Origin of the sequence: Sulfitobacter sp. HNIBRBA3233 (assembly GCF_040149665.1) — a bacterium.
Lineage (GTDB): Bacteria > Pseudomonadota > Alphaproteobacteria > Rhodobacterales > Rhodobacteraceae > Sulfitobacter > Sulfitobacter marinivivus.
In genome coordinates this window covers 1,899,055-1,921,100 of sequence record NZ_JBEFLP010000001.1, presented here as the reverse complement: position 1 = coordinate 1,921,100, position 22,046 = coordinate 1,899,055, and the positions used below count along the sequence as shown (strand labels likewise).

Below are 22,046 nucleotides of genomic sequence, written 5' to 3'. Positions count from 1 at the left end.
GTAAATGGCAAGCCATGCGGACCGCCGGCCTCGTTGCTTTTATACGTTAATACTTTGTTAATCCTTTCGCCAAACGCTGTTTTTCAGCAAAGGTTCAGACCCATGAGAGATGATGCACAACAGTCCCCGCGCGTGCTGATCGTCGAGAGCAGGCCGGAACTGGCCGCGCTCTGGATGCGGCACCTTGAGCGTAGCGGCATGGAGGTAACTGCCGTTACCCGGCAGGAGGAAGCGATTGCGCATCTGTCCAACAAGACCGTGGACATCATCATTCTGGATCTGGTCATCGATAACGGATCGGCACTGGCGATTTCGGATTACGCCAATTACCGCCAGCCCGACGCGCGGGTGATTTTCGTGACCAACACCAGCTTCTTCTCGGACGGGTCGATTTTTGCCCATTCGGCCAATGCGCGGGCCTTTGTCCAAAGCGATACGCCGCCAGAGGATCTGGCGGCGATGGTTGCGCATTACAGCGCCTGAGCCAAACCGAAACGGCGCAGAGGTCAGCCGCGCCCGTGCGGCGCATCCCAATCGATCAGCGGATTGATCGGGATGATCCGGTGCGGATTGATGGTTTCGTGGCTGTAGTGGTAGTGGCGCACGATATGGTCGAAGTGGACGGTTTCGCGAACCCCGTTCCACTGGAACAGCTCGCGGGTGTAGGCCCAGAGGTTCGGATAATCCACGATCCGCGCGCGGTTGCATTTGAAATGCTGATGATAGACCAGATCGAAACGCACCAGCGTGGTGAACAGCCGCCAGTCGGCCTCGGTGATGCGGTCGCCCATGAGGTAGCGGTTCTTCGACAGACGCTCCTCGATCCAGTCGAGGCTGGCAAAGAGCGGCACCACGGCGGCGTCATAGGCATTCTGCGAGGTGGCGAAACCGGCCTTGTAGACGCCGTTGTTCACGGTGTCGTAGACCCGGTCGTTCACCGGTGCGATGGCCTCGCGCAGATCCTCGGGCCAGTAGTCATCGGTGTTGCCGGTGAGGCCGTCGAAGGCCGAATTGAACATCCGGATGATCTCGGATGATTCGTTGGACACGATGGTCTCGCGCTTCTTGTCCCACAGGATCGGGACCGTGACGCGCCCGGTGCAGTCGGGTTCGGCGTGGGTATAGATGTCGCGGGCGAAGTCGTGACCGTAGACGCGGTCACCGGTGGCGCCGTCGAAATCGGTGTCGAAGGTCCACCCGTCGCCGAGCATGTCCGGATGCACCACGGAGACGTCGATCAGATCCTCCAGCCCCTTGAGTTTACGGAAAACAAGCGCCCGGTGGGCCCAGGGGCAGGCGAAGCTGACATAGAGGTGGTAACGGTCCGGCTCAGCCGCGAAACCGCCTTCGCCGGTGGGGCCGGCGCTGCCGTCCGCGGTGACCCAGTTGCGGAATTTCGATTCGGAGCGTTCGAATTTACCGTCCGATTCCTCGGTGTCGTACCATTTGTCGTGCCATTCGCCGTCGATCAGAAGGCCCATGCTGCGTGTCTCCCCTTGTCTATTCACGATAGACTAACGTTTCGGGCCACAAATGGGATGCATTTCGGAAGCGCAGTAAAGCTGCGTAGGCGCACATTGAAATTTTATTACAAAATTCACTTGTCATATGTAACTATCGACACAGATTCCGGGTATCCAGTGAGGGGGGCTCCGATATGGATATGTTTCTGCCAGAAGGGTTTCGGCCGGGCCGTGCGCGGCCACACAGACACAGTGTGAAGCCGGAACGTCAATTGCACATCGAAGTCGGCCAGATCAGGTTTCCGGTCTTGCGGACGTGGTCGACCGGGTTTGCCGCCGACGCGCGGGCTGTGCCCGCGCTGAGCGGTGTCGTCGATGTGTTCGACGGTAAAGAGCATCTTTACCAGGGTCTGATCGTCGCCGTTCAGGAAAACGACGACGAGCGTATATTCGAGGTCAAGCGCGCCAATTCAAGCCACCTTGCCGGTGTGCTGGAAGCGGATGTGGGGATTCCGTCGCGCGGGTACAAACCGCGCTAGGACGCCGCTGGGGTGCGGTGTGCGCACCGCACGCCGGACTTGCGCCTATTGCAGATCCTTGAAGGCGGCGGTGAGCCTTTCGCACGCCTCTTGCACCCGCGCGCGCGGCGTTGCGATGTTGAACCGCAGGAAGGTATCGCCACCCTTGCCGAAGGTCGGCCCGTGGTTTGCGGCGATGTCCGCGCCCTTTTCGGTGCGCTCGGTGAATTCCTCGCGGGTCATGCCGGTGCCGTCGAAATCGACCCACGCGAGATAGGTCGCCTCAAGCGGCATCGACCGCAGACCCGGGATCGCGTTGACCGCGTCGTCGAACAGCCGGCGGTTCCCGTCGAGATATTGCATCAGATCGTCCACCCACGCGGCCCCGCCGGGCGAATAGGCGGCGGTGATCATGTGCAGGCCGAAACTGTTTGGCGACAGGCCGAGTGCGGCCATCCGTGCGCCGAACTTGGCGCGCAGGTCGGGGTTGGGGATGGTGACGTTGCCGACATGGGCACCGGCGATGTTGAAGGTCTTGGTCCCTGCGGTCATCATCACCAGACGGTCCTCGACCCCGTCGATCAGCGCCATGGGAATATGTTTGTGGCCGGGCATGACAAGATCCGCGTGGATCTCGTCGGAGACGAGCACCAGATCGTGACGCCTGGCGAAATCGGCAACGCCCTGCAATTCCTCGCGGGTCCAGACCGCGCCGCCGGGGTTGTGCGGCGAGCACAGCACCAGCATTTTCTCGGATCCGTCCATCTGTGCGTCCCATGCCGCGAAATCCATCCGGTAACGCCCGTCCTGCTGGGGCATCTGGCATTCCACCACGCGGCGGTTGGAGGCGTTAATGACCTTGGCGAAGGCGTGGTAGACCGGCGTGAACAGCACCACCCCGTCGCCGGGCGCGGTGAAGGCATCGACGCAAAGCGCGGTGCCGTTGACCAGACCGTGTGTCGTGAAGCTATGCGCCGGGTCCATGTCCCAGCCGTGGCGTTCCTGCATCCACCATTTGATCGCCGCGCGATAGGCGCTGTCGTCGCCGAAATAGCCGTAGATCCCGTGATCGACCATGTCGCGCAGGGCCTTCTGGATCACGTCGGGGGCTTTGAAATCCATGTCCGCGACCCACATCGCGATGCCGGTGTCCGGCGATACGCCATAGAGGGTCTCCATCGCGTCCCATTTGGCGCAATGGGTGCCGCGCCGGTCGATCATTGTGTCAAAACTCATCCGCCATCTCCTGTTTGCCGTCCGGCGAGACCCTAGCGCGCGCGCCTGTGGGCGCAAGCCCCGCTTGCGGGATGCGGGGGGTTGCCCTACATGACGTGCCATGAAACGCCCGATCCTTTATCACCCCGACCCGCGTCTGAAGAAAACCTGCCCGCCGGTGGAAGACATCACCGACGATCTGCGCAGCCTTGCCGATGACATGCTGGCGACGATGTACGCGGCACCGGGCATCGGGCTGGCCGCACCGCAGGTGGGCGTGCTGCAAAGGCTGATCGTGCTGGACTGCGTGAAGGAAGAGGGCGAGACCCCGCGCCCGCTGGTGATGTTCAACCCCGAGGTGATCGCCGCCTCGGACGAGATGAACACCTACGAGGAGGGCTGCCTGAGCATTCCGGAACAGTTCGCGGATGTGACCCGCCCCGCCGAAGTCGAGGTGAAATGGATCGACGCCGACGGCAACGAGCACCGCGAGGGGATGGACAAGCTGTGGGCGACCTGCGTGCAGCACGAGATCGACCACCTGAACGGGACGCTGTTCATCGACCACCTGAAGCCGCTGAGGCGCCAGATGATCACCCGCAAGATGGTGAAATTCAAACGCGAGCTGGCGCGCGGATGAGCGTTCTGCCCATCGTGAAGTGGCCCGATCCGCGGCTGAGCGAGACCTGCGCCCCCGTCGAGCAGATCACCCCCGGGATCGAGCGGCTGGCTGCCGATATGCTCGAGACGATGTACGACGCCCCCGGGCGTGGCCTGGCCGCGCCGCAGGTCGGCGCGATGCTGCGGATGTTCGTCATGGACATCGGATGGAAAGAGGGCAATTCCGACCCGCTGGTCTGCATCAACCCGATGCTGCAGGAGGTCGGCGAGGACCGCGAGACCGGCCCCGAAGGGTGCCTGAGCATCCCCGGCGTTTCAGCGGATGTGTCGCGCCCGACGACGGTGCAGATGGTCTGGACCGGATTGGACGGCGGGCGCTACGTGCAGGCGTTCAGCGGGTTCGGCGCCATCTGCGTCCAGCACGAGCTGGACCATCTCGACGGGGTGGTGACCTTCGATCATCTCGATCCCGATACCCGCGCCACGCTGGAAGCGCAGTACAGTGAGGGCCTGACATGAAACCGCAACCGATCCTGCAATGGCCCGACAAGCGTCTGCGCACCCCCTGTGCCGATGTGCCCGAGGTGACGGATGCGGTGCGCGCGATCTGGGACGACATGATCGCCACCATGGACGCGATGCCGGGTGTGGGCCTCGGTGCGCCGCAGATCGGCGTGATGCAGCGGCTGGCGGTGGTCGACACGTCCGAGGCGCGCGACAAGCGGATCCGGCTCGCCAATCCGGAAGTCGTCGACGCTTCGGCGATCCTGAACGAGCACGAAGAGGCCAGCCCCTGCCTGCCCGGCGTCTCGGCGCGGGTGAAGCGCCCGCGCGGCGTGCGGGTGCGGTACATGGATGAAACCGGGGCGATCATCGAACGCGATTTCGTCGGGCTGGATGCGACCAGCGTGCAGCACCAGATCGACCATCTGGCGGGGCGGATGTATTTCGACCGGTTGAGCAAGGTCAAACGCGACATGCTGCTGCGCCGGGCCCGCAAGGCGGGGCGCTGAGCGATGCGGATTGTTTTCATGGGAACGCCCGATTTCTCGGTGCCGGTGCTGGAGGCCCTTGTGGCGGCCGGTCACGATGTCGTCTGCGTCTATTCGCAGCCGCCCCGCCCGGCGGGCCGCGGCAGGAAAGAGCGGCCCGGCCCGGTCCATGCGCGGGCCCTGGAGCTGGGGCTTGAGGTGCGCACGCCGGTCACCCTGCGCACCGCAGGGGTGCAGGCGGAATTCGCGGCGCTGAGGCCCGATATCGCGGTGGTGGTGGCCTACGGGCTGATCCTGCCGCAGGCGATACTGGACACGCCGCGCCACGGTTGTCTGAACATCCACGCCAGCCTTCTGCCGCGCTGGCGCGGGGCGGCGCCCATCCACCGCGCGATCATGGCCGGAGATACCCGCACGGGCGTGTGCATCATGCAGATGGAGGCGGGGCTGGACACCGGGCCCGTGCTGCTGCGCCGCGAAACCGATATCGGGCCGAGCGAGACCACGGCAGAACTGCACGACCGGCTGAGCGAGATGGGTGCTGCGGCGGTGGTCGAGGCGCTGGGGCGTCTCGATAGGCTGAGCGCCGAGCCGCAGCCCGAGGAGGGTGTGACCTACGCCGACAAGATCGACAAGGCCGAGGCGCGGATAGACTGGACACGCCCCGCGGCGCAGGTTGACCGGTTGATCCGCGGGCTGTCGCCGTTTCCCGGAGCCTGGTTCGTGCTGGGCGGCGCGCGTGTCAAGGCGCTGGGATCGCGCGTGGTCGAGGGGGCGGGCCGTCCCGGCGAGGTGCTGGACCCGGCGCTGCATGTCGCCTGCGGCGAGGGCGCGGTGGCGCTGACGCGGTTGCAACGGGCGGGCAAGGCTGCGCAGGATGCAGAGACATTCCAGCGCGGTGCGCAGATCGCGCCGGGCGTTGTTCTGGAAGGATAGCGCAATGTTTCCCACCATGATCGGAACCGTGGTGATCGCGGGCATCGTCGGCTACCTGTCCGAAAAGACGGGCTGGACCCGAAACGGCATCCTGCAGAGCATCATCATCTGCGTGGGCGGCGCCTTCGTCTTCTACTTTGTGCGGCTGATGTTCGGTTTCGGGTTCGCGTCGCCGGGGCTGAATGCCATCGCGTCCTCGATCGGGGCGCTGATCATCGTGCCGTTCCACTGGCGGCGATGACGGGATTCGAGTTTATTGGCAAAATGGAGAAGCGGGCCGTGGCGCCTCAGACGCGGGGCGGGCGGCTTTTGTAGACGGGCAGGTGCCAGCCGAAGAGGATCGATCCGGCGCGCAGCACCCAGGTGACGGCGGCGCCGATCAGCAGGGCGACCGACATATCCGGCACATGCGGTGCCGCCACGGCGGCGGCGGCGGCGCCTGCGAAGGCGGCGGTGACGTAGAGTTCGCCCTGTTTGAGAACCAGAGGGACTTCGCCCACCACCACGTCGCGCATCAGCCCGCCCATGCAGCCGGTGATCATGCCCATCAGGATCACGATCGGTGTGGCGTGGACCAGTGCCAGAGCCACCCCCGCGCCCGCCGCCACCGCCACGGCCAATGCGAGGCTGTCGAGCCAGATGATCGCGCGCATGCGGCTTTCGACCAGATGCGCGGTGAAGAAGATGACCAGTGCCACAGCGCATGCCGCACCGAGGTAGCCAGGCGCCGCGATCCAGAATATCGGGTTTCGATCCAGCAGGACGTCGCGGATGGTGCCGCCGCCCACTGCCGTCAGGCAGGCGATGAAGGCAAAGCCTACCAGATCGAGCTGGGCGCGGCTTGCCACCAAGGCTCCGGTGATGGCGAAGACGATCACCGAGGCATAATCGAGCAGGGCAACGAGGGTCATTTGCGTTTGTAGGGGGCCATGCCCGCACGGGCGAGTTCGTCCGCGCGTTCGTTTTCGGGGTGGCCTGCGTGTCCCTTGACCCACTCCCACGTGACCTTGTGCCGCGCGTTGGCGGCATCGAGGCGTTGCCAGAGTTCGGCATTCTTGACCGGCTTTTTCGCGGCGTTCTTCCAGCCGTTCTTTTTCCAGCCGTGGATCCAGCCGGTGATGCCGTTCTTGACGTAGTTGCTGTCGGTGACGATCGTGATCTTTGTGTCGCGGTCGAGCGCCTCGAGCGCCGAGATCGCGGCCATCAGTTCCATTCGGTTGTTGGTGGTGTTGGCCTCGCCGCCCTTGAGCTCGCGTTCCTTTACCACGGTGTCGCCGTCGCGCGCCTGCATGAGCGCCCCCCAGCCGCCGGGGCCGGGATTGCCGCTGCAGGCACCGTCTGTATATGCGAAAAGTTCAGGCATCTGCGGCGAGGGGTATCCAATGGACGGGGGGAACGTCCAGCCTTTTTCGCGGGCCGGGGCGCGCGCGGTCAGAAAAAGGCGGTGACCGACAGGCAGGCGAGCACGATGGCCGTCAGCAAGAGCCGCAGCGACATCCACCAGCGCGGGGCGAGGCCCCAGCTCCAGAAGGCGATGTCGAGCAGCAAGAGCCCCGCAAAGCCGATCATCAGGTTGAGGCTGGCGGAGGTGGGGCCCGAGCCCGTCATGAAGAAGGCCCAGAGGGCAGGCACCGTCGAGAGCGCGTAGCCCATGGCGGCGCGGGTGCCGGTCGTCTTCGTAGCGAAGCCCCAGAGCACGCCGGACATGAACGAAAGGATCACCGCGCCGTAGAAAAGCTGCACGTAGGGGCCGATGAACCGCGACCCGAGCCAGGCAAGGCCCATGTCCGCCAGTGCGGGCGACAGAACCGTGGCCGCCCCCCAGATGAAGGGAAGAAGGCCGGCGAGGCCGAGCAAGAGCGGCGCGCGGGGAATGGGGGGCATGGTCGGTCTCCGTCTGCGGTGATGGGGCAGAGGTAGCTCAGGCGCGTTCGAGTGCCAACCGGCCAGCGAGGGCTGCGAAGATCGCGGCAAACGAGCGGTTGAGCCAGGTCATCACGCGCCGCGACCCCAGCAGCCAGCGCCGCGCGGCTGCGGCGAAGATGCCGTAGAGGACGAAGATGGCGAAGGTCAGCCCCATGAAGACCGCGCCCAGCACTGCCATCTCTGCCGTTGCCGTGGCCGCGTTGCCGGAGAGGAACGGCGGCAGAAGCGCCAGAAAGAAGATCGAGAGCTTGGGGTTGAGGATGTTGATCAGCGCGCCGCGCCGCGCGACGGTCCACCCCGCCTGCGTGGTTCGTGCGGCGTTCACATTCAGCGCGCCACCCGATCGCAGCGTCTGCCACGCGAGATAGAGCAGATAGGACACGCCCGCCCATTTGACCGCCGTGAACAGCAGCGCCGAGGTGTGCAGCACCGCCGCGAGGCCCAGCGTGGCCGCGGCGAGGTGTGGCACGATGCCGAAGGTGCAGCCCAGCGCGGCCCAGAGTGCCGCCTGCCTGCCCTGACCGAGGCCCAGCGCAATCGTGTAGATGACGCCGGTGCCGGGAGCGATGACCACCACGAGGGCGGTCAGGAGGAATTGGACTGTGATCATTCTGGACCTCTGGTTTGGGGTGTCTGAAGGCTATGCCGTGTTGGCGGTACCTGTGAAGCGTGAATGCGGCAGGACTAGCCGGTCAGGCCGCAGCGGGCGCGGTGCGGGGCAGGGCCAGCAAACCGCAGGTGGTGAGAAGGAAGGAGACGCCAGAGGCGACGGTTCGGATCTGGTTCCACAGCTGCCATCGGGTCGAGTAGCCCTGCCAGATACTCTCGGCCGCTTCGGCTGTGGCCGGAACGGGTTGCATGGCCAGCGCTTCGTTCATCGGCACGTTGACCAGCATCGTCAGGATCAGGCCGAAACACAGATAGACGGTGGCGCCGAGCGCGAAGAGGACGGCGCTGGGCGTAAACCCCTGTTTGCGCAGGAGTGCCGCGGTCAACGCCAGAACGACCGGGGTTGCGAAGAACGCGGGCGCGAAGACCGCGTTGCGGACCGAGGCGTTCATCGCCTGCATCGCGGCAATCGCGACACGCGGATCGGCATTGTCGAGCCCCCACATCGTCGAGCAGACCCAAGCGTAGAAGAAGCCGAAGATCGCCGCGCTGAGCAGGAGCGACAAGAGGATGAGTGCCTGGGCTGTGCGGTGCATGAGGGGTCTCCAAAAGCGTACACATCGTTACGGATTTACCTAAGGCGTAACGATGTGTACGGATTCGGGCAAGAAAAAAATCGGAGCGCGTCATGCAGGGCGACAAGAAGCAGAAGCGACACGAAGCGATTGCAGCGGCGGCCTACGGCTTGCTGGCCGAAAAGGGCTACGACGGCGCGTCGATGCTGAGCATCGCGCGCTCGGCGAAAGCGTCGAACGAGACCCTCTACCGGTGGTACGGTGACAAGCGCGGTCTCTTCGAGGCGCTGGTGCGCGACAACGCCGCAGACATCCGGCGCAGGTTGGAGGCCGCGATCGAGCAGGGGGACGCGCCGCGCCATACGCTGCGGACCATCGCGCCGCTGCTGTTGTCGATGCTGCTGGGAGAGCGCGCTGTCTTGCTGAACCGCGCGGCGGCGGCTGACCCGTCGGGGGAACTGGGCATGGCGATTTCGGCTGGCGGGCGCGAGGTGATCCAGCCGCTCATCGGGCAGGTGATGGCGCGGCTGGGGCCACCAGACACGACAGATCTGCCGGCGCTGACGGATCTGTTTGTCAGCCTGCTGATCGGGGACAGCCAGATAAAGCGGGTGATCGGCGTGCAGCCGGTGCCGACGCCCGCGTGGGTAAAGGCGCGCAGCGACCGCGCGCTTGCCGCGTTTTTCGCACTGCTGGAGCGTGGTTAAACCGGCGGCTCTCAGCCCGCCTGACGCAGGACCCGCGGCACCTTGAATTCCACGTTCTCGACCGCGGTTTCCACCAGTTCCGTCGTCATGTCGAAGCGGTCGGCAAAGGCGTCTATGACCTCGTTGATGAGCACTTCGGGCGCGGAGGCGCCTGCGGTGATGCCGATGCTGGTGATCCCGTCGAGCGCGCGCCAGTCGATATCCTCCGCGCGCTGGACAAGCTGCGCGTAGGCGCAGCCGGCGCGGGCGCCGACCTCGACGAGGCGTTTGGAATTCGATGAATTCGGCGCGCCCACGACCAGCATGGCGTCGCATTTGGGGGCCATCGCCTTGACCGCTTCCTGCCGGTTCGTGGTGGCGTAGCAGATGTCTTCCTTGTGGGGGCCGACGATGGCCGGAAACCGGTTTTGCAGGGCGGTCACGATGTCGGCGGTATCGTCGACGCTGAGCGTGGTCTGCGTGACATAGGCCAGCCGGTCAGGATCGCGCACGTCCAGCGTGGCCACGTCCTGCGGGGTTTCGACGAGCAATACATCGCCTTCGGGAAGCTGGCCCATGGTGCCGATGGTTTCGGGGTGGCCGGCGTGACCGATCATGATCATCTGAAGGCCGTTGTCGGCGTGGCGCTGTGCCTCGATATGGACCTTGCTGACCAGGGGGCAGGTGGCATCGACGTAGATCATGTTGCGCGCCTGTGCGGCGTTCGGGACGGATTTGGGCACCCCGTGGGCCGAGAAGATCACCGGCCGGTCATCGGGGCATTCCGACAGTTCCTCGACGAACACGGCGCCCTTGTCGCGCAACCCGTCCACGACGAATTTGTTGTGCACGATCTCGTGGCGGACGTAGACGGGGGCCCCCCATTTCTCGAGCGCCATTTCCACGATCTTGATCGCGCGGTCCACGCCCGCGCAGAAGCCGCGCGGGGCGGCGAGGTAGAGGGTGAGGGGCGGTTTGGTCATCGTCAACTCCGTCGTGCTGGCCGGTGTCGCCAGCTTTTCGTCTGCCGCGACAAACTGCAAGCGGCGAATAGGGGCCTTTGGGGCACTTAATCAGCCCTGCCGCCGAGGTCCAGCGCCGGCCCCTATTTGCTGCGGATTTCGGGGGGCGGGATCATCAGCGCCGCGGCCCCTGCGGCGTTCGATACGCCAAGCTTGCGATACCCTGCCTTGGCATAGTCCGACAGCGTATGGATCGAGATCCCGCACAACCGCGCGCTTTCGGCGCGGGTCTTGCCCTGTGACAGCAGCATGATGACCTCGGTCTCGCGCGGGGTGAGCTTGTCGAAGGCGTCGGGCAGCTTGCGGTCCACCAGACCGGGGCGCACGTCGGGATCCTGACGGATCGACTCGGGCGCGATCAGTTCTTCGATACGGCGGTGCACGATCATGCAGAACAGCCGCAGTTCCTCGGCGCGGGGCAGGATTTTCGTGCGGAACTGGGCCTGCGTCTGGCCGTTGCCGATGATGAAACCGCCGAAACGGCGCGCCCCCTTGAGGCGCATGGGAATGGCGAGCGCGGCATTCAGGCCAAAGCGCGCGGCGCGTTCGATGAAGGCGCGTTCCTCGTCCGAGACATAGGGGTGGCGGTCGATATGTGCCGCGCCCGCGAGGATCACATCGTAGCTGTCGCAGCAATACTGCAGGAAAGGATCCTCGGCGGCGGGCCGGTCTGAGTAGAGGTCCTCGATCGTGGCGCGGGCGAAGACGTCGGAGAAATCATTGGCGACGCTGAGATAGACAACGTGGTCGATCCCTGCCGTGCCGAACACACTGAGCATCTCTGCCCAGAGTGCGTCGATATCTTCGATCTTCTCAAGCCGGGCTGCGTGGTCGAACAACATGAAACGACAGATTTCCTGTACGGCCCCCCTATTCAGGGGGGAGAAAACTTTTGACTGCTTGGTTAGATTTACGCAAGGGCAGCACGTGTCGAGCGTGTGGGATACTCGCCCGCCATTTCAATGACGCGGACACTCCGGCGCGCTTTCGGGCGCGTTGGAGTGATTTTTTTGCAACGGCTAAACGTGGGTGGCGCGGAGCGGATCAGTCTTCGCTGCGGGTTTGCGCGGGATCGCGTGGCGGGCGGCCCACCACATCGCGCAGATCGTCGAGTTCGATGAAGTTATCGGCCTGACGTCGCAGATCGTCGGAGATCATCGGAGGCTGGCTGCGGATGGTCGAGACAACCGAAACGCGCACGCCCTGACGCTGGAGGGATTCGACCAGCGGACGGAAATCGCCGTCGCCGGAGAAAATCACGATGTGATCGACGCGCGGGGCAAGTTCCATCGCATCGACGGCCAGTTCGATGTCCATGTTCCCCTTCACCTTCCGGCGGCCCATGCTGTCGGTGTATTCCTTCGCGGGCTTGGTCACCATCGAGAAGCCGTTGTAATGCAGCCAGTCGACCAGCGGGCGGATCGGGGAGTATTCGTCGTTTTCAAGCAGGGCGGTGTAGTAGAAAGCGCGCAGCAGTTTGCCACGGCGCATGAATTCCTGCCTGAGCAGCTTGTAGTCGATGTCAAATCCGAGGGTTTTGGCGGCGGCATAAAGGTTTGAGCCGTCGATGAAGAGCGCCAGACGCTCGTCTTTGTAAAACATCACATTCTCCTAAGCCAACGTGTCCTGTGTCGCTGGCCAAAATGCATTGACTCAAATTACAGTCAGGATAGCCGACCGCGCTACAGAAAGTCACGTCTAAGGAAAATGCAGCGGGTCGCAAGAGCGAAACGCGGGGAAAAGTAACAAAGGACCGATGATTTGGCGGCTGAATACCTGATTGCGATGGGCGGAAATCTGCGTAGGGAGGATGCGGAACCGGCCGAAATTCTAGGCGCCGCGATCCGGTCACTGGAGGGGAAAGGCCTGTTGATTCGGGCCTGTAGCCGGTTTTTCCGCACGCCGGCCTTTCCAGAAGGCAGCGGGCCGGATTTCGTCAATGCGGCGGCTGTGGTCGAGGGGCCGGATGATCCTGCAAAAATCATGGCGCTGCTGCACGAGACAGAGGCCGAGCAGGGCCGCGAGCGGCGCACCCGCTGGGGCGCGCGGACGCTGGATCTGGATTTGCTGGCAGCGGGCGAACGGGTGCTGCCGGACCCGGCCACCCACCAGATGTGGCGGGACCTGCCTGTCCGTGCACAACAGACGCGCGTGCCCGACCGGCTGATCGTCCCGCACCCGCGGATGCAGGACCGTGCCTTCGTGCTGGTGCCGCTGCTGGAGGTCGCGCCGGACTGGCGTCATCCGCTGCTTGGCCGGACCGTGCGCGAGATGCACGATGCCCTGCCGCAAGCGGAGCGCGCGGCGGTGGTCGCCCTTTAATACCTGCTTGTAAATCAGGGCGAAGCGACCTAGATACCACACTCTGACAGTTATTTAATTGGAGTGTCCAATGGCCCGCGTCACAGTCGAAGATTGCGTTGATAAAGTCCCGAACCGGTTCGAGCTGGTGATGCTTGCCGCGCATCGGGCCCGCGAGATTTCGGCGGGATCGCCTGTGACAGTGGACCGCGACAACGACAAGAACCCCGTCGTGTCCCTGCGCGAGATCGCGGAAGAGACACAATCGGCCGAGGATCTTCGCGAGCGTCTGATCGAATCGAACCAGACCCAGATCGAGGTGGACGAGCCAGAAGAAGACGCAATGGCGCTTCTGATGGGTGCCGAGCAGGACAAGCCGGAAGAAGACAGCATGTCCGAAGAGATGCTTTTGCGGCAGCTGATGGCTGCACAAGGGCAGGGGTGATCGCAGCGGGATATTCTGTCCCGACCGCCGGGTTTTAGAGGCAGACAATGACGACGACTGCCGACGACCTGATCTCACTCGTCAAAGGGTTTAACCCCAAAACGAACGCGAAACTTCTGCGCTGCGCCTACGAGTATGGCGAGCGCATGCACGAGGGGCAGACGCGCCACTCGGGCGAGCCCTATTTCACGCATCCCGTTGCCGTGGCCGCCATTCTGGCCCAGCAGCAACTGGACGATGCGACGATCATCACCGCGCTTCTGCATGACACGATCGAAGATACCCCCGCCTCCTATTCGGAGGTCGAGGCGAAGTTCGGCACCGAAGTGGCCGAACTGGTCGACGGGGTGACCAAGCTGACCAACCTGCAACTGACCTCGACAGAGACCAAGCAGGCGGAGAATTTCCGCAAGCTGTTCATGGCCATGTCGAAAGACCTGCGGGTGATTCTGGTCAAGCTGGCGGACCGGCTGCACAACATGCGCACGATCAAGGCGATGCGCTTCGAGAAGCAGGCCCAGAAAGCCCGCGAGACGATGGATATTTTCGCGCCTCTGGCGGGCCGGATGGGCATGCAGTGGATGCGCGAGGAGCTTGAGGATCTGGCGTTCCGCGTGCTCAACCCCGATGCGCGGGCGTCGATCATCCGCCGGTTCATCACGCTCCAGCGCGAGACCGGCGATGTGATCCAGCGGATCACCAACGACATGCGCAAGGAGTTGGGCAAGGCCGGCATCGAGGCCGAGGTTTTCGGCCGCGCCAAGAAGCCCTATTCGATCTGGCGCAAGATGGAGGAAAAGGAGCAATCCTTCTCGCGGTTGTCGGATATCTACGGCTTCCGCATCATCGTGGGGTCCGAGGAGGATTGCTATCGCACGCTGGGCGCGATCCACCAGCGCTGGCGCGCGGTGCCGGGGCGGTTCAAGGATTACATCAGCCAGCCGAAATCCAACGGCTACCGGTCGATCCACACCACCGTGTCGGGGCGCGACGGCAAACGGGTAGAGGTGCAGATCCGCACGCGCCAGATGCACGACGTGGCCGAATCGGGTGTGGCCGCCCATTGGTCGTACCGTGACGGCGTGCGGTCGGAGAACCCCTTCGCGGTCGATCCGGTCAAGTGGATCAGCACGCTCACCGAACAGTTCGACGCCGAGGAAGATCACGAAAGCTTTCTCGAGGCGGTGAAGCTGGAGATGTACACCGACAAGGTGTTCTGTTTCACGCCGAAGGGCGAGGTGATCAAGCTGCCGCGCGGGGCGACGCCGATTGATTTCGCCTACGCGATCCACACCCGCATCGGATCGGCCTGTGTGGGGGCGAAGGTCGACGGGCTGCGCGTGCCGCTGTGGACGCGGCTGAAGAACGGCCAGTCGGTCGAGATCATCACCGCCGAGGGCCAGACGCCGCAGGCGACGTGGCTGGACATTGCGACCACCGGCAAGGCCAAGACCGCCGTGCGGCGGTCGCTGCGCGAACTCGATCGCGAGCGGTTCATCAAGCTGGGCCATGAACTGGCCCGCTCCGCCTTTGAGCATGTGGGCAAGCGCGCCACCGACAAGGTCTTGCAAACCGTGGCGCGCAACATGCGTCTGAAAGACACCGACACCCTGATGGAAAAGCTGGGCAGTGCCGAGTTGACCGGTCGCGAAGTGGTCGAGGCGGTCTATCCCGATCTGCGTGGCCGCGAGGGCGACGCCATCGACCGCAAGCGCGCGGTGATCGGTCTGGAGCCCGGGCAGTCGTTTGACCGCGCCGCCTGTTGCGAGCCGCTGCCGGGCGAGCGGATCGTGGGCATTACCTTTCGCGGCAAGGGGGTGACCCTGCACGCCATCGATTGCGACAAGCTGAGCGCTTACGAAGACCAGCCCGAGCGCTGGCTGGACCTGCGCTGGCATGACGGCAGCCACCCGACCGTCTATGATGCCACGCTGGACCTGACGATCGGCAACGACCGTGGCGTTCTGGGCCGGATCTGTACGCTGATCGGGGAGGCGGACGCCAATATCGCCGATCTGACCTTTATCGAACGCAAACCCGATTTCTTCCGCCTGTTGATGCGGATCGAGTTCCGCGATGCCTCGCATCTGCACCGGCTGATGATGACGCTGGAGGCAGACAGCGACGTGGCGCAGATCTCGCGTCACCGTGACCGCGGAACGACGCAGTCGCGGCCCGATCCCGCGAAGGTGACGCCGTGATTTTCAAGCGGCGCGATCCCAAACCCCTGCTGCGGTCGGTGGCCGAGTTCTTGTGGCCGCGCGGCGGCTGGACGCGCGCGTTCCACTACGTCAAGCACCGGATGCGGCGTCTGCCCGACAGCCCCGAGCGTATCGCGCGTGGCATCTGGGCGGGGGTTTTCGTGACGTTCTCGCCGCTTTTTGGGCTGCATTTTGTTTTCGCGGCGCTGTTGGCGAAGCTGATGAAGGGCAATATCGTCGCGTCCCTGATGGCGACTTTTGTCGGCAACCCGCTGACGTTCGTGTTCATCGCGCTGGCATCGCTGAAATCGGGCCACTGGATCCTGGGCAACGAGCTCGACGAGGGCGAGCTGCGCGCGCTGAGCCGCAAGTTTTCGGATGCGGGCAGTGACCTTTGGCACAATGTCATCGCGATCTTCACCGATGCGCAGATGGATTGGTCGGGGCTGGCGATCTTCTCGCGCGATGTGTTCTATCCCTATCTTATCGGCGGCATTGTGCCCGGTATCTTCTTTGCCACCGTGGCCTATTATCTGATGGTGCCGGTCCTGCGCGCCTACCAGAAACGCAGGCGCGGCATGATCAAGGCGAAGTTCGAGGCGCTGAAGGCCAAGACGGCGGCCAAGGCCGAGGAAAAGAAACGTGCGGGCGCGAAGGACAAGAAGGGGAATGCCAATGGCTGAACAGGGTAAACTGCGCCTCGGCGTAAACATCGACCACGTGGCGACCGTGCGCAACGCGCGCGGCGGGGCCTATCCCGACCCTCTGCGCGCCGCGCGCATCGCCGAGCAAGCCGGTGCCGACGGCATCACCGCGCACCTGCGCGAGGACCGTCGCCATATCTCGGACGCGGATATCGAGGGGCTGATGGAGGTTCTGACGGTGCCGCTGAATTTCGAGATGGCGGCCACCGACGAGATGCAGAAGATCGCCCTGCGCCACAAGCCGCACGCGGTCTGTATCGTGCCGGAAAAACGCGAGGAGCGCACCACCGAAGGCGGGCTTGAGGTCGCGCGGGAAGAAAACCGGCTGGCGCATTTCATCGCGCCGCTGCGCGAGGCGGGCAGCCGTGTGTCGATCTTCATCGCCGCCGAGCAGCGCCAGATCGAGGCTGCGCACCGCATCGGGGCCGAGGTGATCGAACTGCACACCGGTGCCTATTGCGACGCCCACGCCGAAGGGCGGACCGACGCGCGCGACGCCGAACTTGAGCGGCTGCGCGAGATGTCGCGCTTTGCCCATGATCTGGGGCTGGAAGTGCACGCGGGCCACGGGCTGACCTATGACACGGTGTCGCCTGTCGCGGCCTTTCCCGAACTGATGGAGCTGAACATCGGGCATTTCCTGATCGGAGAGGCGATTTTCCGCGGATTGCAGCCCGCGATCGCGGAAATGCGCCGCCTGATGGACGAGGCGCGGGCAGATGCCTGAGGGGGCGCGCGCGTGATCCTCGGCGTCGGCACCGATCTGGCCAATATCGAGCGGATCCAGGGGACGCTCGACCGGTTCGGCGACCGGTTTCGCAACCGTGTGTTCACCGAGACAGAGCAGCGCAAGGCAGAGCGCCGGCGCGATGTTGCGGGCACCTATGCCAAGCGCTGGGCCGCGAAAGAGGCGTGCTCGAAGGCGCTGGGCACGGGTTTGCGCATGGGGATCGCGTGGCGCGACATGGCGGTAAGCAACCTGCACACCGGCCAGCCGGTGATGGCGGTGACCGGCTGGGCGCGCGAGCGGCTGGATGCGATGACACCAGAGGGTCACGAGGCGATCATCCACGTCACACTGACCGACGATCACCCCTGGGCGCAGGCCTTTGTCGTGATCGAGGCACGGCCCCGCGACCGGTCCGCACCTTGACACCACCGCACGGCGCAGCGATGTAGCCTGAAGCCAACACTCCCCCCGGAACGAGGATCGCCCCATGGCCAAGACCGAAAAGAAGGGCAATGCAATTGTCGAGACCATCAAGACGGTGGTCTACGCGCTGCTGATTGCGGGTGTTTTCCGCACGCTGTTCTTCCAGCCCTTCTGGATTCCGTCGGGGTCGATGAAGGAGACCCTGCTGATCGGCGATTTCCTGTTCGTCAACAAGATGGCCTACGGCTATTCTTATGCCTCCTGTCCCAGCGTTGTTCTGCCACGGTTCGGGATCAATCTGGACGCCAAGAAGCTCTGCGGCGTGTTCGACGGCGACAATGCGCGCCTGTTCGGCAGCCAGCCCGAACGCGGTGACGTGGTGGTGTTCCGCCATCCCGTGTCGGGGCGCGACTATATCAAGCGGCTGATCGGGCTGCCCGGCGACAAGGTTCAGGTATCCGGCGGGATCGTCACCCTGAACGGCGAGCAGGTCACGCAGGTGGCCGACGGCCAGTTCGACGAATTGATGGAGCTGCAGGGACCGCAGGGGCTGCGTCCGCGCTGTGCCAACGGTGCCGTGGGGCAGGGGGGCACCTGTTCCAAGGGCCGCGCCATCGAAACGCTGCCGAATGGTGTGAGCTACGCGGTTCTCGACATCGGCAGGCAGGCTTCGGACGATACGGGGGTCTATACGGTTCCCGAGGGGCATTATTTCTTCATGGGCGACAACCGCGACAACTCTGCCGACAGCCGCCTTGCGCAGACGGCCGGCGGGGTCGGGTTCGTGCCTTTCGAGAACCTGATCGGGCGTGCGGATCGCATCGTCTTCAGCTCTGCCGGGCGGTCGATGCTGTTCTTCTGGACATGGCGCGGCGATCGTTTCTTCAAAGCGGTCAAGTGAAGCTGTCGGGCGAACTCAGGGCGTTCGAAAAGCGCCTGGGCCACAGCTTCGCCCGACCTGCCTTGCTGAACGAGGCGGTCACCCATTCGTCGATGTCCACGCCCAACCGCGACGACAACCAGCGGCTGGAATTTCTGGGCGACCGGGTGCTGGGGCTGGTGATGGCCGAAGCCCTGCTGGCGCACGACCGCGGGGCGACCGAGGGGCAGCTTGCGCCGCGGTTCAACGCGCTGGTGCGCAAGGAAGCCTGCGCGGATGTCGCGCGCCAGATCGATATCGGTGCGGTGCTGCGCCTCGGCCGGTCCGAGATGCTGTCCGGCGGGCGGCGCAAGCAGGCGCTGCTGGGGGACGCGATGGAGGCGGTGATCGCTGCCGTATACCTCGATGCGGGGTTCGACGCGGCCCGCGGGGTGATCCTGTCGCTCTGGGGTGACCGCATCAGCAGCGTCGAGGAAGATGCCCGCGACGCCAAGACAGCCTTGCAGGAATGGGCGCAGGCGCGCGGTCTGGAACCGCCGCGCTATGTGCTGGTGAAACGCAGCGGGCCCGATCACGCGCCCGTCTTTACGATTGCCGCCCGTCTTGAAACGGGAGAGGAAGCCGCCGCGACCGGGCCCGCCAAGCGGGCTGCCGAACAGGACGCGGCCAGAACGCTGCTGAGCCAGCTGGAGCAGGAACCATGACCACACGCGCAGGATTCGTCGCGCTGATCGGAGAGCCCAACGCGGGCAAGTCCACGCTGCTGAACCGTATGGTCGGCGCGAAGGTGTCGATCGTCACCCACAAGGTGCAGACCACCCGCGCGCGCATCCGCGGCGTGGCAATGGAAGGCGACGCGCAGATCGTTTTCGTCGACACGCCCGGCCTGTTCCAGCCGCGCCGCCGGCTGGACCGCGCGATGGTCGCCGCCGCCTGGGGCGGGGCATCGGATGCGGATGTGATCGTGCTGCTGGTCGAGGCGCACCGCGGTGTGACCGAAGGGGTGGAGCGGATCCTCGAAGGGCTGGCCGAGGTCGGGCAGGGCCGGACCGTGGCGCTGGCCATCAACAAGATCGACCGCGTCGAGGCGCCGAAGCTGCTGGCGCTGACCGAGAACCTGAACGCGCGCTACGGTTTCGAGGAGACCTTCATGATCTCGGCCGAGCGCGGCTACGGGGTGGACGATCTGCGCCGCTGGCTGGCGGGCAGGTTGCCGGAGGGGCCGTGGCTCTATCCCGAGGACCAGATCGCCGATCTGCCGATGCGCATGATCGCCGCCGAGATGACCCGCGAGAAGCTGACCCTGCGGCTGCATCAGGAACTGCCCTACCAGTTGACCGTGGAGACGGAGAACTGGGAAGAGCGCAAGGACGGATCGGCGCGGATCGATCAGGTGGTCTATGTCATGCGCGACGGCCACAAGGGCATCGTGCTGGGCCACAAGGGCGAGACGATCAAGTCGGTAAGCAAGGCGTCGCGCGAGGAGTTGACCGAGTTTCTGGGCCGAAAGGTGCATCTGTTCCTGCAGGTGAAGGTGCGGCCGAACTGGCTGGAAGAGGCCGAGCGCTACTCCGAGATGGGCCTCGAGTTCAAGGACGGCAACGGTTGAGACCGGCAGGAAACCATCGCGCGCGGAGCATCTGCGGGATTGAGTTTATGGGCAAAATGGAGACACCGGCCGTGGCCCCTTGCAGCCGCCGCGCAGGCGGCGCCCGTGAGGCGCGCAGGTGGAGAACGCTTTGGCACGGCTGACGGCGCGGTTCTGGGTGGATGCCTATCTGGCGCGGTTGCGGCTGATGGATATCCCCGCATTCGTCGTGGCCCACGGTGACGATACCGGCGGCGCCGTGATCGTGAAGCTTGCCACGCTTGACGGGCAGGCGCGGGTTTTCCAGCGCAGTTTCGATTTGCAGAGCGGTGAGAGGGTCTGGGGCGAGTTGATCGCGGGGCCCGAAGGGGAGGTCGAAGCGGCCATCGCCCGCCAGCGCGGGTTCGATCCCGACCTGTGGGTGATCGAGGTAGAAGACCGCGCGGGGCGGCATCTGCTGGATCAGGAGGGGCTTGGCTGATGGAGTGGCGCGACCGGGGGATCCTTCTGAGTGCGCGCCGCCACGGCGAGACGTCGGCCATCATCGAGGTATTCACACCCGAACAGGGGCGCCACGCCGGTGTCGTGCGCGGCGGGACCAGCCGCAAGATCGCGCCGATCCTGCAGCCCGGCGCACAGCTGGACCTGGCCTGGCGGGCGCGGCTGGAAGATCATATCGGGGCTTTCACCGTGGAGCCGGTGCGCAGTCGCGCGGCCGTGGCCATGGGCGACCGACTGGCGCTGGCCGGGCTGAACGCGGTGACATCGCTTGTCGGGTTCTGCCTGCCCGAGCGCGAGCCGCATCCGGCGCTTTACGCACGCACCGAGGCGCTGCTGGATCTGCTGGGACAGATGGAGCTTTGGCCCCTGGCCTATCTGCGCTGGGAGTTGGGGCTTCTCGAGGAAATGGGCTATGCGCTGGATCTGTCGGTCTGCGCCGTCACCGGCAGTGCGGAGGATTTGCGCTATGTGTCGCCGCGGTCGGGGCGTGCGGTTTCGGCGGCGGGCGCGGGCGACTGGGCCGACCGGTTGCTGCCCTTGCCGCCGGTTCTGCGCGGCGAGGGCGATGCGCCCGATCACGAGATCGCGCAGGCGTTCCGCACCACGGGGCATTTCCTGCAGGCGCATCTGGCGGCCGATCTGGGGGCGAGGCCCCTGCCGGAGGCGCGCGCGCGATTCGTGGAATTGTTCAGTCGGTCGCTTCAAACACCATGACCAGCCCTGTCGTATTCGACAGGATCAGCGTGTCGCCGGAAACCTCGGCCAGCGTGGCCGCATCGAGGGCGGCGAGATAGGCATTTTCGGCCTCGATATCCGGGCAGGCCATGCGCGTGCTGCCGATCGCACCGGTTTCGAACCACGGATAGGGCGCCTCCATGGCGCCGAAGAACCTGTTGCAGGGGGCTTCGCCCCCGATTTCGCCGGGTTCGGGAAAGGTGAGCGTGGCGCGCGCGCCGAATGTGCTGCCGTTGAGTTCCTTGAGCGTCCAGACGCGGTCTGCACCGCCGTAGGCGCGCACGGTTTCATCCCCCTGACAGGCGATCAGGGCCAGACAGGCCATCAGCGCCAGCGCGGGCTTCATGCCAGCGCGAGAACCGTATCGACAAGCGCGTCGAAGGCGGCGTGCTGGGCGGCGTGGCTTTGCATCTGGGGGAGGCCGATCAGCGAAGCGAGTGCTGCCTGTGCGAAGGCGGGATTGCGCAGACCGGCCTGTTTCAGCAGGTGTTCGAGGTAGATCAGCCGTTCGGCGTCGACCTCGGCGAGGGTGGTCGCAACGGTCTTGTCGCTATGTGCCCAGACCCGCAGGGCGGCTTCGGCGGGATCGTCGAGAATGCTGCGTCCGAACTGGCGCAGCCGGGCATCGGCGGGCCCGTCCGAGCGGAGCAGGTCGAGCACATCGGCGAGCGCGGCGGCGTGCCATTCACGCAGCAGCGCGGCGTGATAGGCGGGGACATCCTTGAAATGCCAGTAGAACGACCCTTTGGTCGTGCCGAGTTGCCGCGCGAGCGGTTCGGCAGCGAGGGCGGACGGCCCTTTCTGCGCCAGCGCAAGGAAGCCGGCGGTGATCCATTTTTCGGGCGAGAGGCGTTGGGTTGGCATGCGCGCAGAACTACGCCCGTGGGGCGCCTCCGGCAAGCAGGCGGCACGGGGGATCGGCGGTCTTTGGCCGAATTGGAACGGCGCGAAAGGGATCTGCCCGATTCTGAAGCG

The 22,046-nt window shown here is 64.9% G+C and carries 31 protein-coding genes; 19 read left to right on the top strand and 12 right to left on the bottom strand.

Features of this window, described 5'->3' with window-relative positions; all coding sequences use genetic code 11:
• The first annotated feature begins 102 nt into the window (after positions 1 to 102).
• Positions 103 to 483, top strand: a complete 381-nt coding sequence (locus ABMC89_RS09410; RefSeq protein ID WP_349567512.1) for a response regulator — start codon at positions 103 to 105, stop codon at positions 481 to 483.
• A 23-nt stretch (positions 484 to 506) separates the two neighbouring features.
• Here ABMC89_RS09410 and ABMC89_RS09405 read toward each other — a convergent pair whose 3' ends face one another.
• Complete coding sequence (locus ABMC89_RS09405) at positions 507 to 1,481, bottom strand: glutathione S-transferase family protein (protein WP_349567510.1); 975 nt, start codon at positions 1,479 to 1,481, stop codon at positions 507 to 509.
• Between the two features lie 236 nt (positions 1,482 to 1,717).
• On the opposite strand from ABMC89_RS09405, the gene ABMC89_RS09400 reads away from it, so the two are divergent.
• Positions 1,718 to 2,002 carry a hypothetical protein gene (locus ABMC89_RS09400; RefSeq protein ID WP_349567508.1) on the top strand — a complete coding sequence of 95 codons (285 nt, stop codon included), beginning with the start codon at positions 1,718 to 1,720 and terminating at the stop codon, positions 2,000 to 2,002.
• 45 nt (positions 2,003 to 2,047) lie between these two features.
• Here ABMC89_RS09400 and ABMC89_RS09395 read toward each other — a convergent pair whose 3' ends face one another.
• Positions 2,048 to 3,217 (bottom strand): MalY/PatB family protein, encoded by a 1,170-nt coding sequence (locus ABMC89_RS09395; RefSeq protein ID WP_349567506.1) that lies wholly within the window; start codon positions 3,215 to 3,217, stop codon positions 2,048 to 2,050.
• Positions 3,218 to 3,317: 100 nt separating this feature from the next.
• Here ABMC89_RS09395 and def (ABMC89_RS09390) point away from each other — a divergent pair, with 100 nt between their 5' ends.
• The 5 genes from def (ABMC89_RS09390) to ABMC89_RS09370 are packed head-to-tail and all read left to right on the top strand — an operon-like array spanning position 3,318 to position 5,986.
• Positions 3,318 to 3,836 carry a peptide deformylase gene (def, locus tag ABMC89_RS09390; RefSeq protein ID WP_349567504.1) on the top strand — a complete coding sequence of 173 codons (519 nt, stop codon included), beginning with the start codon at positions 3,318 to 3,320 and terminating at the stop codon, positions 3,834 to 3,836.
• Positions 3,833 to 4,336: a peptide deformylase gene (def, locus tag ABMC89_RS09385; protein WP_349567502.1), complete on the top strand. Its 504-nt coding sequence runs from the start codon at positions 3,833 to 3,835 to the stop codon at positions 4,334 to 4,336. Before def (ABMC89_RS09390) ends, def (ABMC89_RS09385) begins: the two co-directional genes overlap by 4 nt.
• Complete coding sequence (def, locus tag ABMC89_RS09380) at positions 4,333 to 4,830, top strand: peptide deformylase (RefSeq protein WP_349567500.1); 498 nt, start codon at positions 4,333 to 4,335, stop codon at positions 4,828 to 4,830. The genes def (ABMC89_RS09385) and def (ABMC89_RS09380) overlap by 4 nt, the downstream gene beginning before the upstream one ends.
• A 3-nt stretch (positions 4,831 to 4,833) precedes the next feature.
• Positions 4,834 to 5,745 carry a methionyl-tRNA formyltransferase gene (gene fmt / locus ABMC89_RS09375; RefSeq protein ID WP_349567498.1) on the top strand — a complete coding sequence of 304 codons (912 nt, stop codon included), beginning with the start codon at positions 4,834 to 4,836 and terminating at the stop codon, positions 5,743 to 5,745.
• Positions 5,746 to 5,749: 4 nt separating this feature from the next.
• Positions 5,750 to 5,986, top strand: a complete 237-nt coding sequence (locus tag ABMC89_RS09370) for a hypothetical protein (RefSeq protein WP_349567496.1) — start codon at positions 5,750 to 5,752, stop codon at positions 5,984 to 5,986.
• Positions 5,987 to 6,032: 46 nt separating this feature from the next.
• Here ABMC89_RS09370 and ABMC89_RS09365 read toward each other — a convergent pair whose 3' ends face one another.
• From ABMC89_RS09365 to ABMC89_RS09345, 5 genes are all read right to left on the bottom strand, one after another.
• Positions 6,033 to 6,656, bottom strand: coding sequence for a trimeric intracellular cation channel family protein (locus ABMC89_RS09365; RefSeq protein WP_349567494.1), 624 nt, complete (start codon positions 6,654 to 6,656; stop codon positions 6,033 to 6,035).
• On the bottom strand, positions 6,653 to 7,108 hold the full coding sequence (gene rnhA / locus ABMC89_RS09360; RefSeq protein WP_349567492.1) for a ribonuclease HI: 456 nt from the start codon (positions 7,106 to 7,108) through the stop codon (positions 6,653 to 6,655). The genes ABMC89_RS09365 and rnhA overlap by 4 nt, the downstream gene beginning before the upstream one ends.
• 68 nt (positions 7,109 to 7,176) lie before the next feature.
• Positions 7,177 to 7,629 carry a DUF3429 domain-containing protein gene (locus tag ABMC89_RS09355; protein ID WP_349567490.1) on the bottom strand — a complete coding sequence of 151 codons (453 nt, stop codon included), beginning with the start codon at positions 7,627 to 7,629 and terminating at the stop codon, positions 7,177 to 7,179.
• Between the two features lie 37 nt (positions 7,630 to 7,666).
• Positions 7,667 to 8,281, bottom strand: a complete 615-nt coding sequence (locus ABMC89_RS09350; protein WP_349567488.1) for a LysE family translocator — start codon at positions 8,279 to 8,281, stop codon at positions 7,667 to 7,669.
• Positions 8,282 to 8,363: 82 nt separating this feature from the next.
• Entirely contained in the window at positions 8,364 to 8,876 is a 513-nt protein-coding gene (locus tag ABMC89_RS09345) for an anthrone oxygenase family protein (RefSeq protein ID WP_349567486.1), read from the bottom strand.
• 92 nt (positions 8,877 to 8,968) lie between these two features.
• Between ABMC89_RS09345 and ABMC89_RS09340 the strand changes: the two genes are divergently transcribed.
• Positions 8,969 to 9,562 (top strand): TetR/AcrR family transcriptional regulator, encoded by a 594-nt coding sequence (locus ABMC89_RS09340; RefSeq protein WP_349567484.1) that lies wholly within the window; start codon positions 8,969 to 8,971, stop codon positions 9,560 to 9,562.
• Between the two features lie 11 nt (positions 9,563 to 9,573).
• Here the strand turns inward: ABMC89_RS09340 and ispH are convergent, their stop codons facing one another.
• The 3 genes from ispH to ABMC89_RS09325 all read right to left on the bottom strand — a co-directional run bounded on the left by ispH (position 9,574) and on the right by ABMC89_RS09325 (position 12,165).
• On the bottom strand, positions 9,574 to 10,524 hold the full coding sequence (gene ispH, locus ABMC89_RS09335; RefSeq protein ID WP_349567482.1) for a 4-hydroxy-3-methylbut-2-enyl diphosphate reductase: 951 nt from the start codon (positions 10,522 to 10,524) through the stop codon (positions 9,574 to 9,576).
• A gap of 122 nt (positions 10,525 to 10,646) precedes the next feature.
• Complete coding sequence (locus ABMC89_RS09330; RefSeq protein WP_349567480.1) at positions 10,647 to 11,405, bottom strand: helix-turn-helix transcriptional regulator; 759 nt, start codon at positions 11,403 to 11,405, stop codon at positions 10,647 to 10,649.
• 202 nt (positions 11,406 to 11,607) lie between these two features.
• Positions 11,608 to 12,165, bottom strand: coding sequence for a LabA-like NYN domain-containing protein (locus tag ABMC89_RS09325; protein ID WP_349567478.1), 558 nt, complete (start codon positions 12,163 to 12,165; stop codon positions 11,608 to 11,610).
• Positions 12,166 to 12,324: 159 nt separating this feature from the next.
• Here ABMC89_RS09325 and folK point away from each other — a divergent pair, with 159 nt between their 5' ends.
• From folK to recO, 11 genes are all read left to right on the top strand, one after another.
• On the top strand, positions 12,325 to 12,885 hold the full coding sequence (folK, locus tag ABMC89_RS09320; protein ID WP_349567476.1) for a 2-amino-4-hydroxy-6-hydroxymethyldihydropteridine diphosphokinase: 561 nt from the start codon (positions 12,325 to 12,327) through the stop codon (positions 12,883 to 12,885).
• 70 nt (positions 12,886 to 12,955) lie between these two features.
• Complete coding sequence (gene rpoZ, locus ABMC89_RS09315; protein ID WP_349567474.1) at positions 12,956 to 13,309, top strand: DNA-directed RNA polymerase subunit omega; 354 nt, start codon at positions 12,956 to 12,958, stop codon at positions 13,307 to 13,309.
• A 47-nt stretch (positions 13,310 to 13,356) separates the two neighbouring features.
• Positions 13,357 to 15,510 carry a RelA/SpoT family protein gene (locus tag ABMC89_RS09310; protein ID WP_349567472.1) on the top strand — a complete coding sequence of 718 codons (2,154 nt, stop codon included), beginning with the start codon at positions 13,357 to 13,359 and terminating at the stop codon, positions 15,508 to 15,510.
• Entirely contained in the window at positions 15,507 to 16,193 is a 687-nt protein-coding gene (locus ABMC89_RS09305; protein WP_349567470.1) for a DUF2062 domain-containing protein, read from the top strand. The genes ABMC89_RS09310 and ABMC89_RS09305 overlap by 4 nt, the downstream gene beginning before the upstream one ends.
• Positions 16,186 to 16,941: a pyridoxine 5'-phosphate synthase gene (locus tag ABMC89_RS09300; protein WP_349567468.1), complete on the top strand. Its 756-nt coding sequence runs from the start codon at positions 16,186 to 16,188 to the stop codon at positions 16,939 to 16,941. The genes ABMC89_RS09305 and ABMC89_RS09300 overlap by 8 nt, the downstream gene beginning before the upstream one ends.
• Positions 16,942 to 16,953: 12 nt before the next feature.
• Positions 16,954 to 17,367: a holo-ACP synthase gene (gene acpS, locus ABMC89_RS09295; protein WP_349567466.1), complete on the top strand. Its 414-nt coding sequence runs from the start codon at positions 16,954 to 16,956 to the stop codon at positions 17,365 to 17,367.
• A gap of 64 nt (positions 17,368 to 17,431) precedes the next feature.
• Positions 17,432 to 18,268 carry a signal peptidase I gene (gene lepB / locus ABMC89_RS09290; RefSeq protein ID WP_349567464.1) on the top strand — a complete coding sequence of 279 codons (837 nt, stop codon included), beginning with the start codon at positions 17,432 to 17,434 and terminating at the stop codon, positions 18,266 to 18,268.
• Positions 18,265 to 18,951, top strand: coding sequence for a ribonuclease III (rnc, locus tag ABMC89_RS09285; RefSeq protein ID WP_349567462.1), 687 nt, complete (start codon positions 18,265 to 18,267; stop codon positions 18,949 to 18,951). Before lepB ends, rnc begins: the two co-directional genes overlap by 4 nt.
• Positions 18,948 to 19,856 carry a GTPase Era gene (era, locus tag ABMC89_RS09280; RefSeq protein ID WP_349567460.1) on the top strand — a complete coding sequence of 303 codons (909 nt, stop codon included), beginning with the start codon at positions 18,948 to 18,950 and terminating at the stop codon, positions 19,854 to 19,856. Before rnc ends, era begins: the two co-directional genes overlap by 4 nt.
• A 130-nt stretch (positions 19,857 to 19,986) precedes the next feature.
• The gene (locus ABMC89_RS09275; RefSeq protein ID WP_349568579.1) at positions 19,987 to 20,316 is read left to right on the top strand and encodes a DUF1491 family protein; all 330 of its coding nucleotides are present in this window, start codon (positions 19,987 to 19,989) and stop codon (positions 20,314 to 20,316) included.
• On the top strand, positions 20,316 to 21,050 hold the full coding sequence (gene recO, locus ABMC89_RS09270) for a DNA repair protein RecO (RefSeq protein WP_349567458.1): 735 nt from the start codon (positions 20,316 to 20,318) through the stop codon (positions 21,048 to 21,050). Before ABMC89_RS09275 ends, recO begins: the two co-directional genes overlap by 1 nt.
• On the opposite strand, the gene ABMC89_RS09265 is transcribed toward recO, so the two are convergent.
• Complete coding sequence (locus tag ABMC89_RS09265; RefSeq protein ID WP_349567456.1) at positions 21,025 to 21,417, bottom strand: META domain-containing protein; 393 nt, start codon at positions 21,415 to 21,417, stop codon at positions 21,025 to 21,027. The genes recO and ABMC89_RS09265 overlap by 26 nt on opposite strands.
• Complete coding sequence (locus tag ABMC89_RS09260; RefSeq protein WP_349567454.1) at positions 21,414 to 21,935, bottom strand: TetR/AcrR family transcriptional regulator; 522 nt, start codon at positions 21,933 to 21,935, stop codon at positions 21,414 to 21,416. Before ABMC89_RS09260 ends, ABMC89_RS09265 begins: the two co-directional genes overlap by 4 nt.
• Positions 21,936 to 22,046 lie beyond the last annotated feature (111 nt).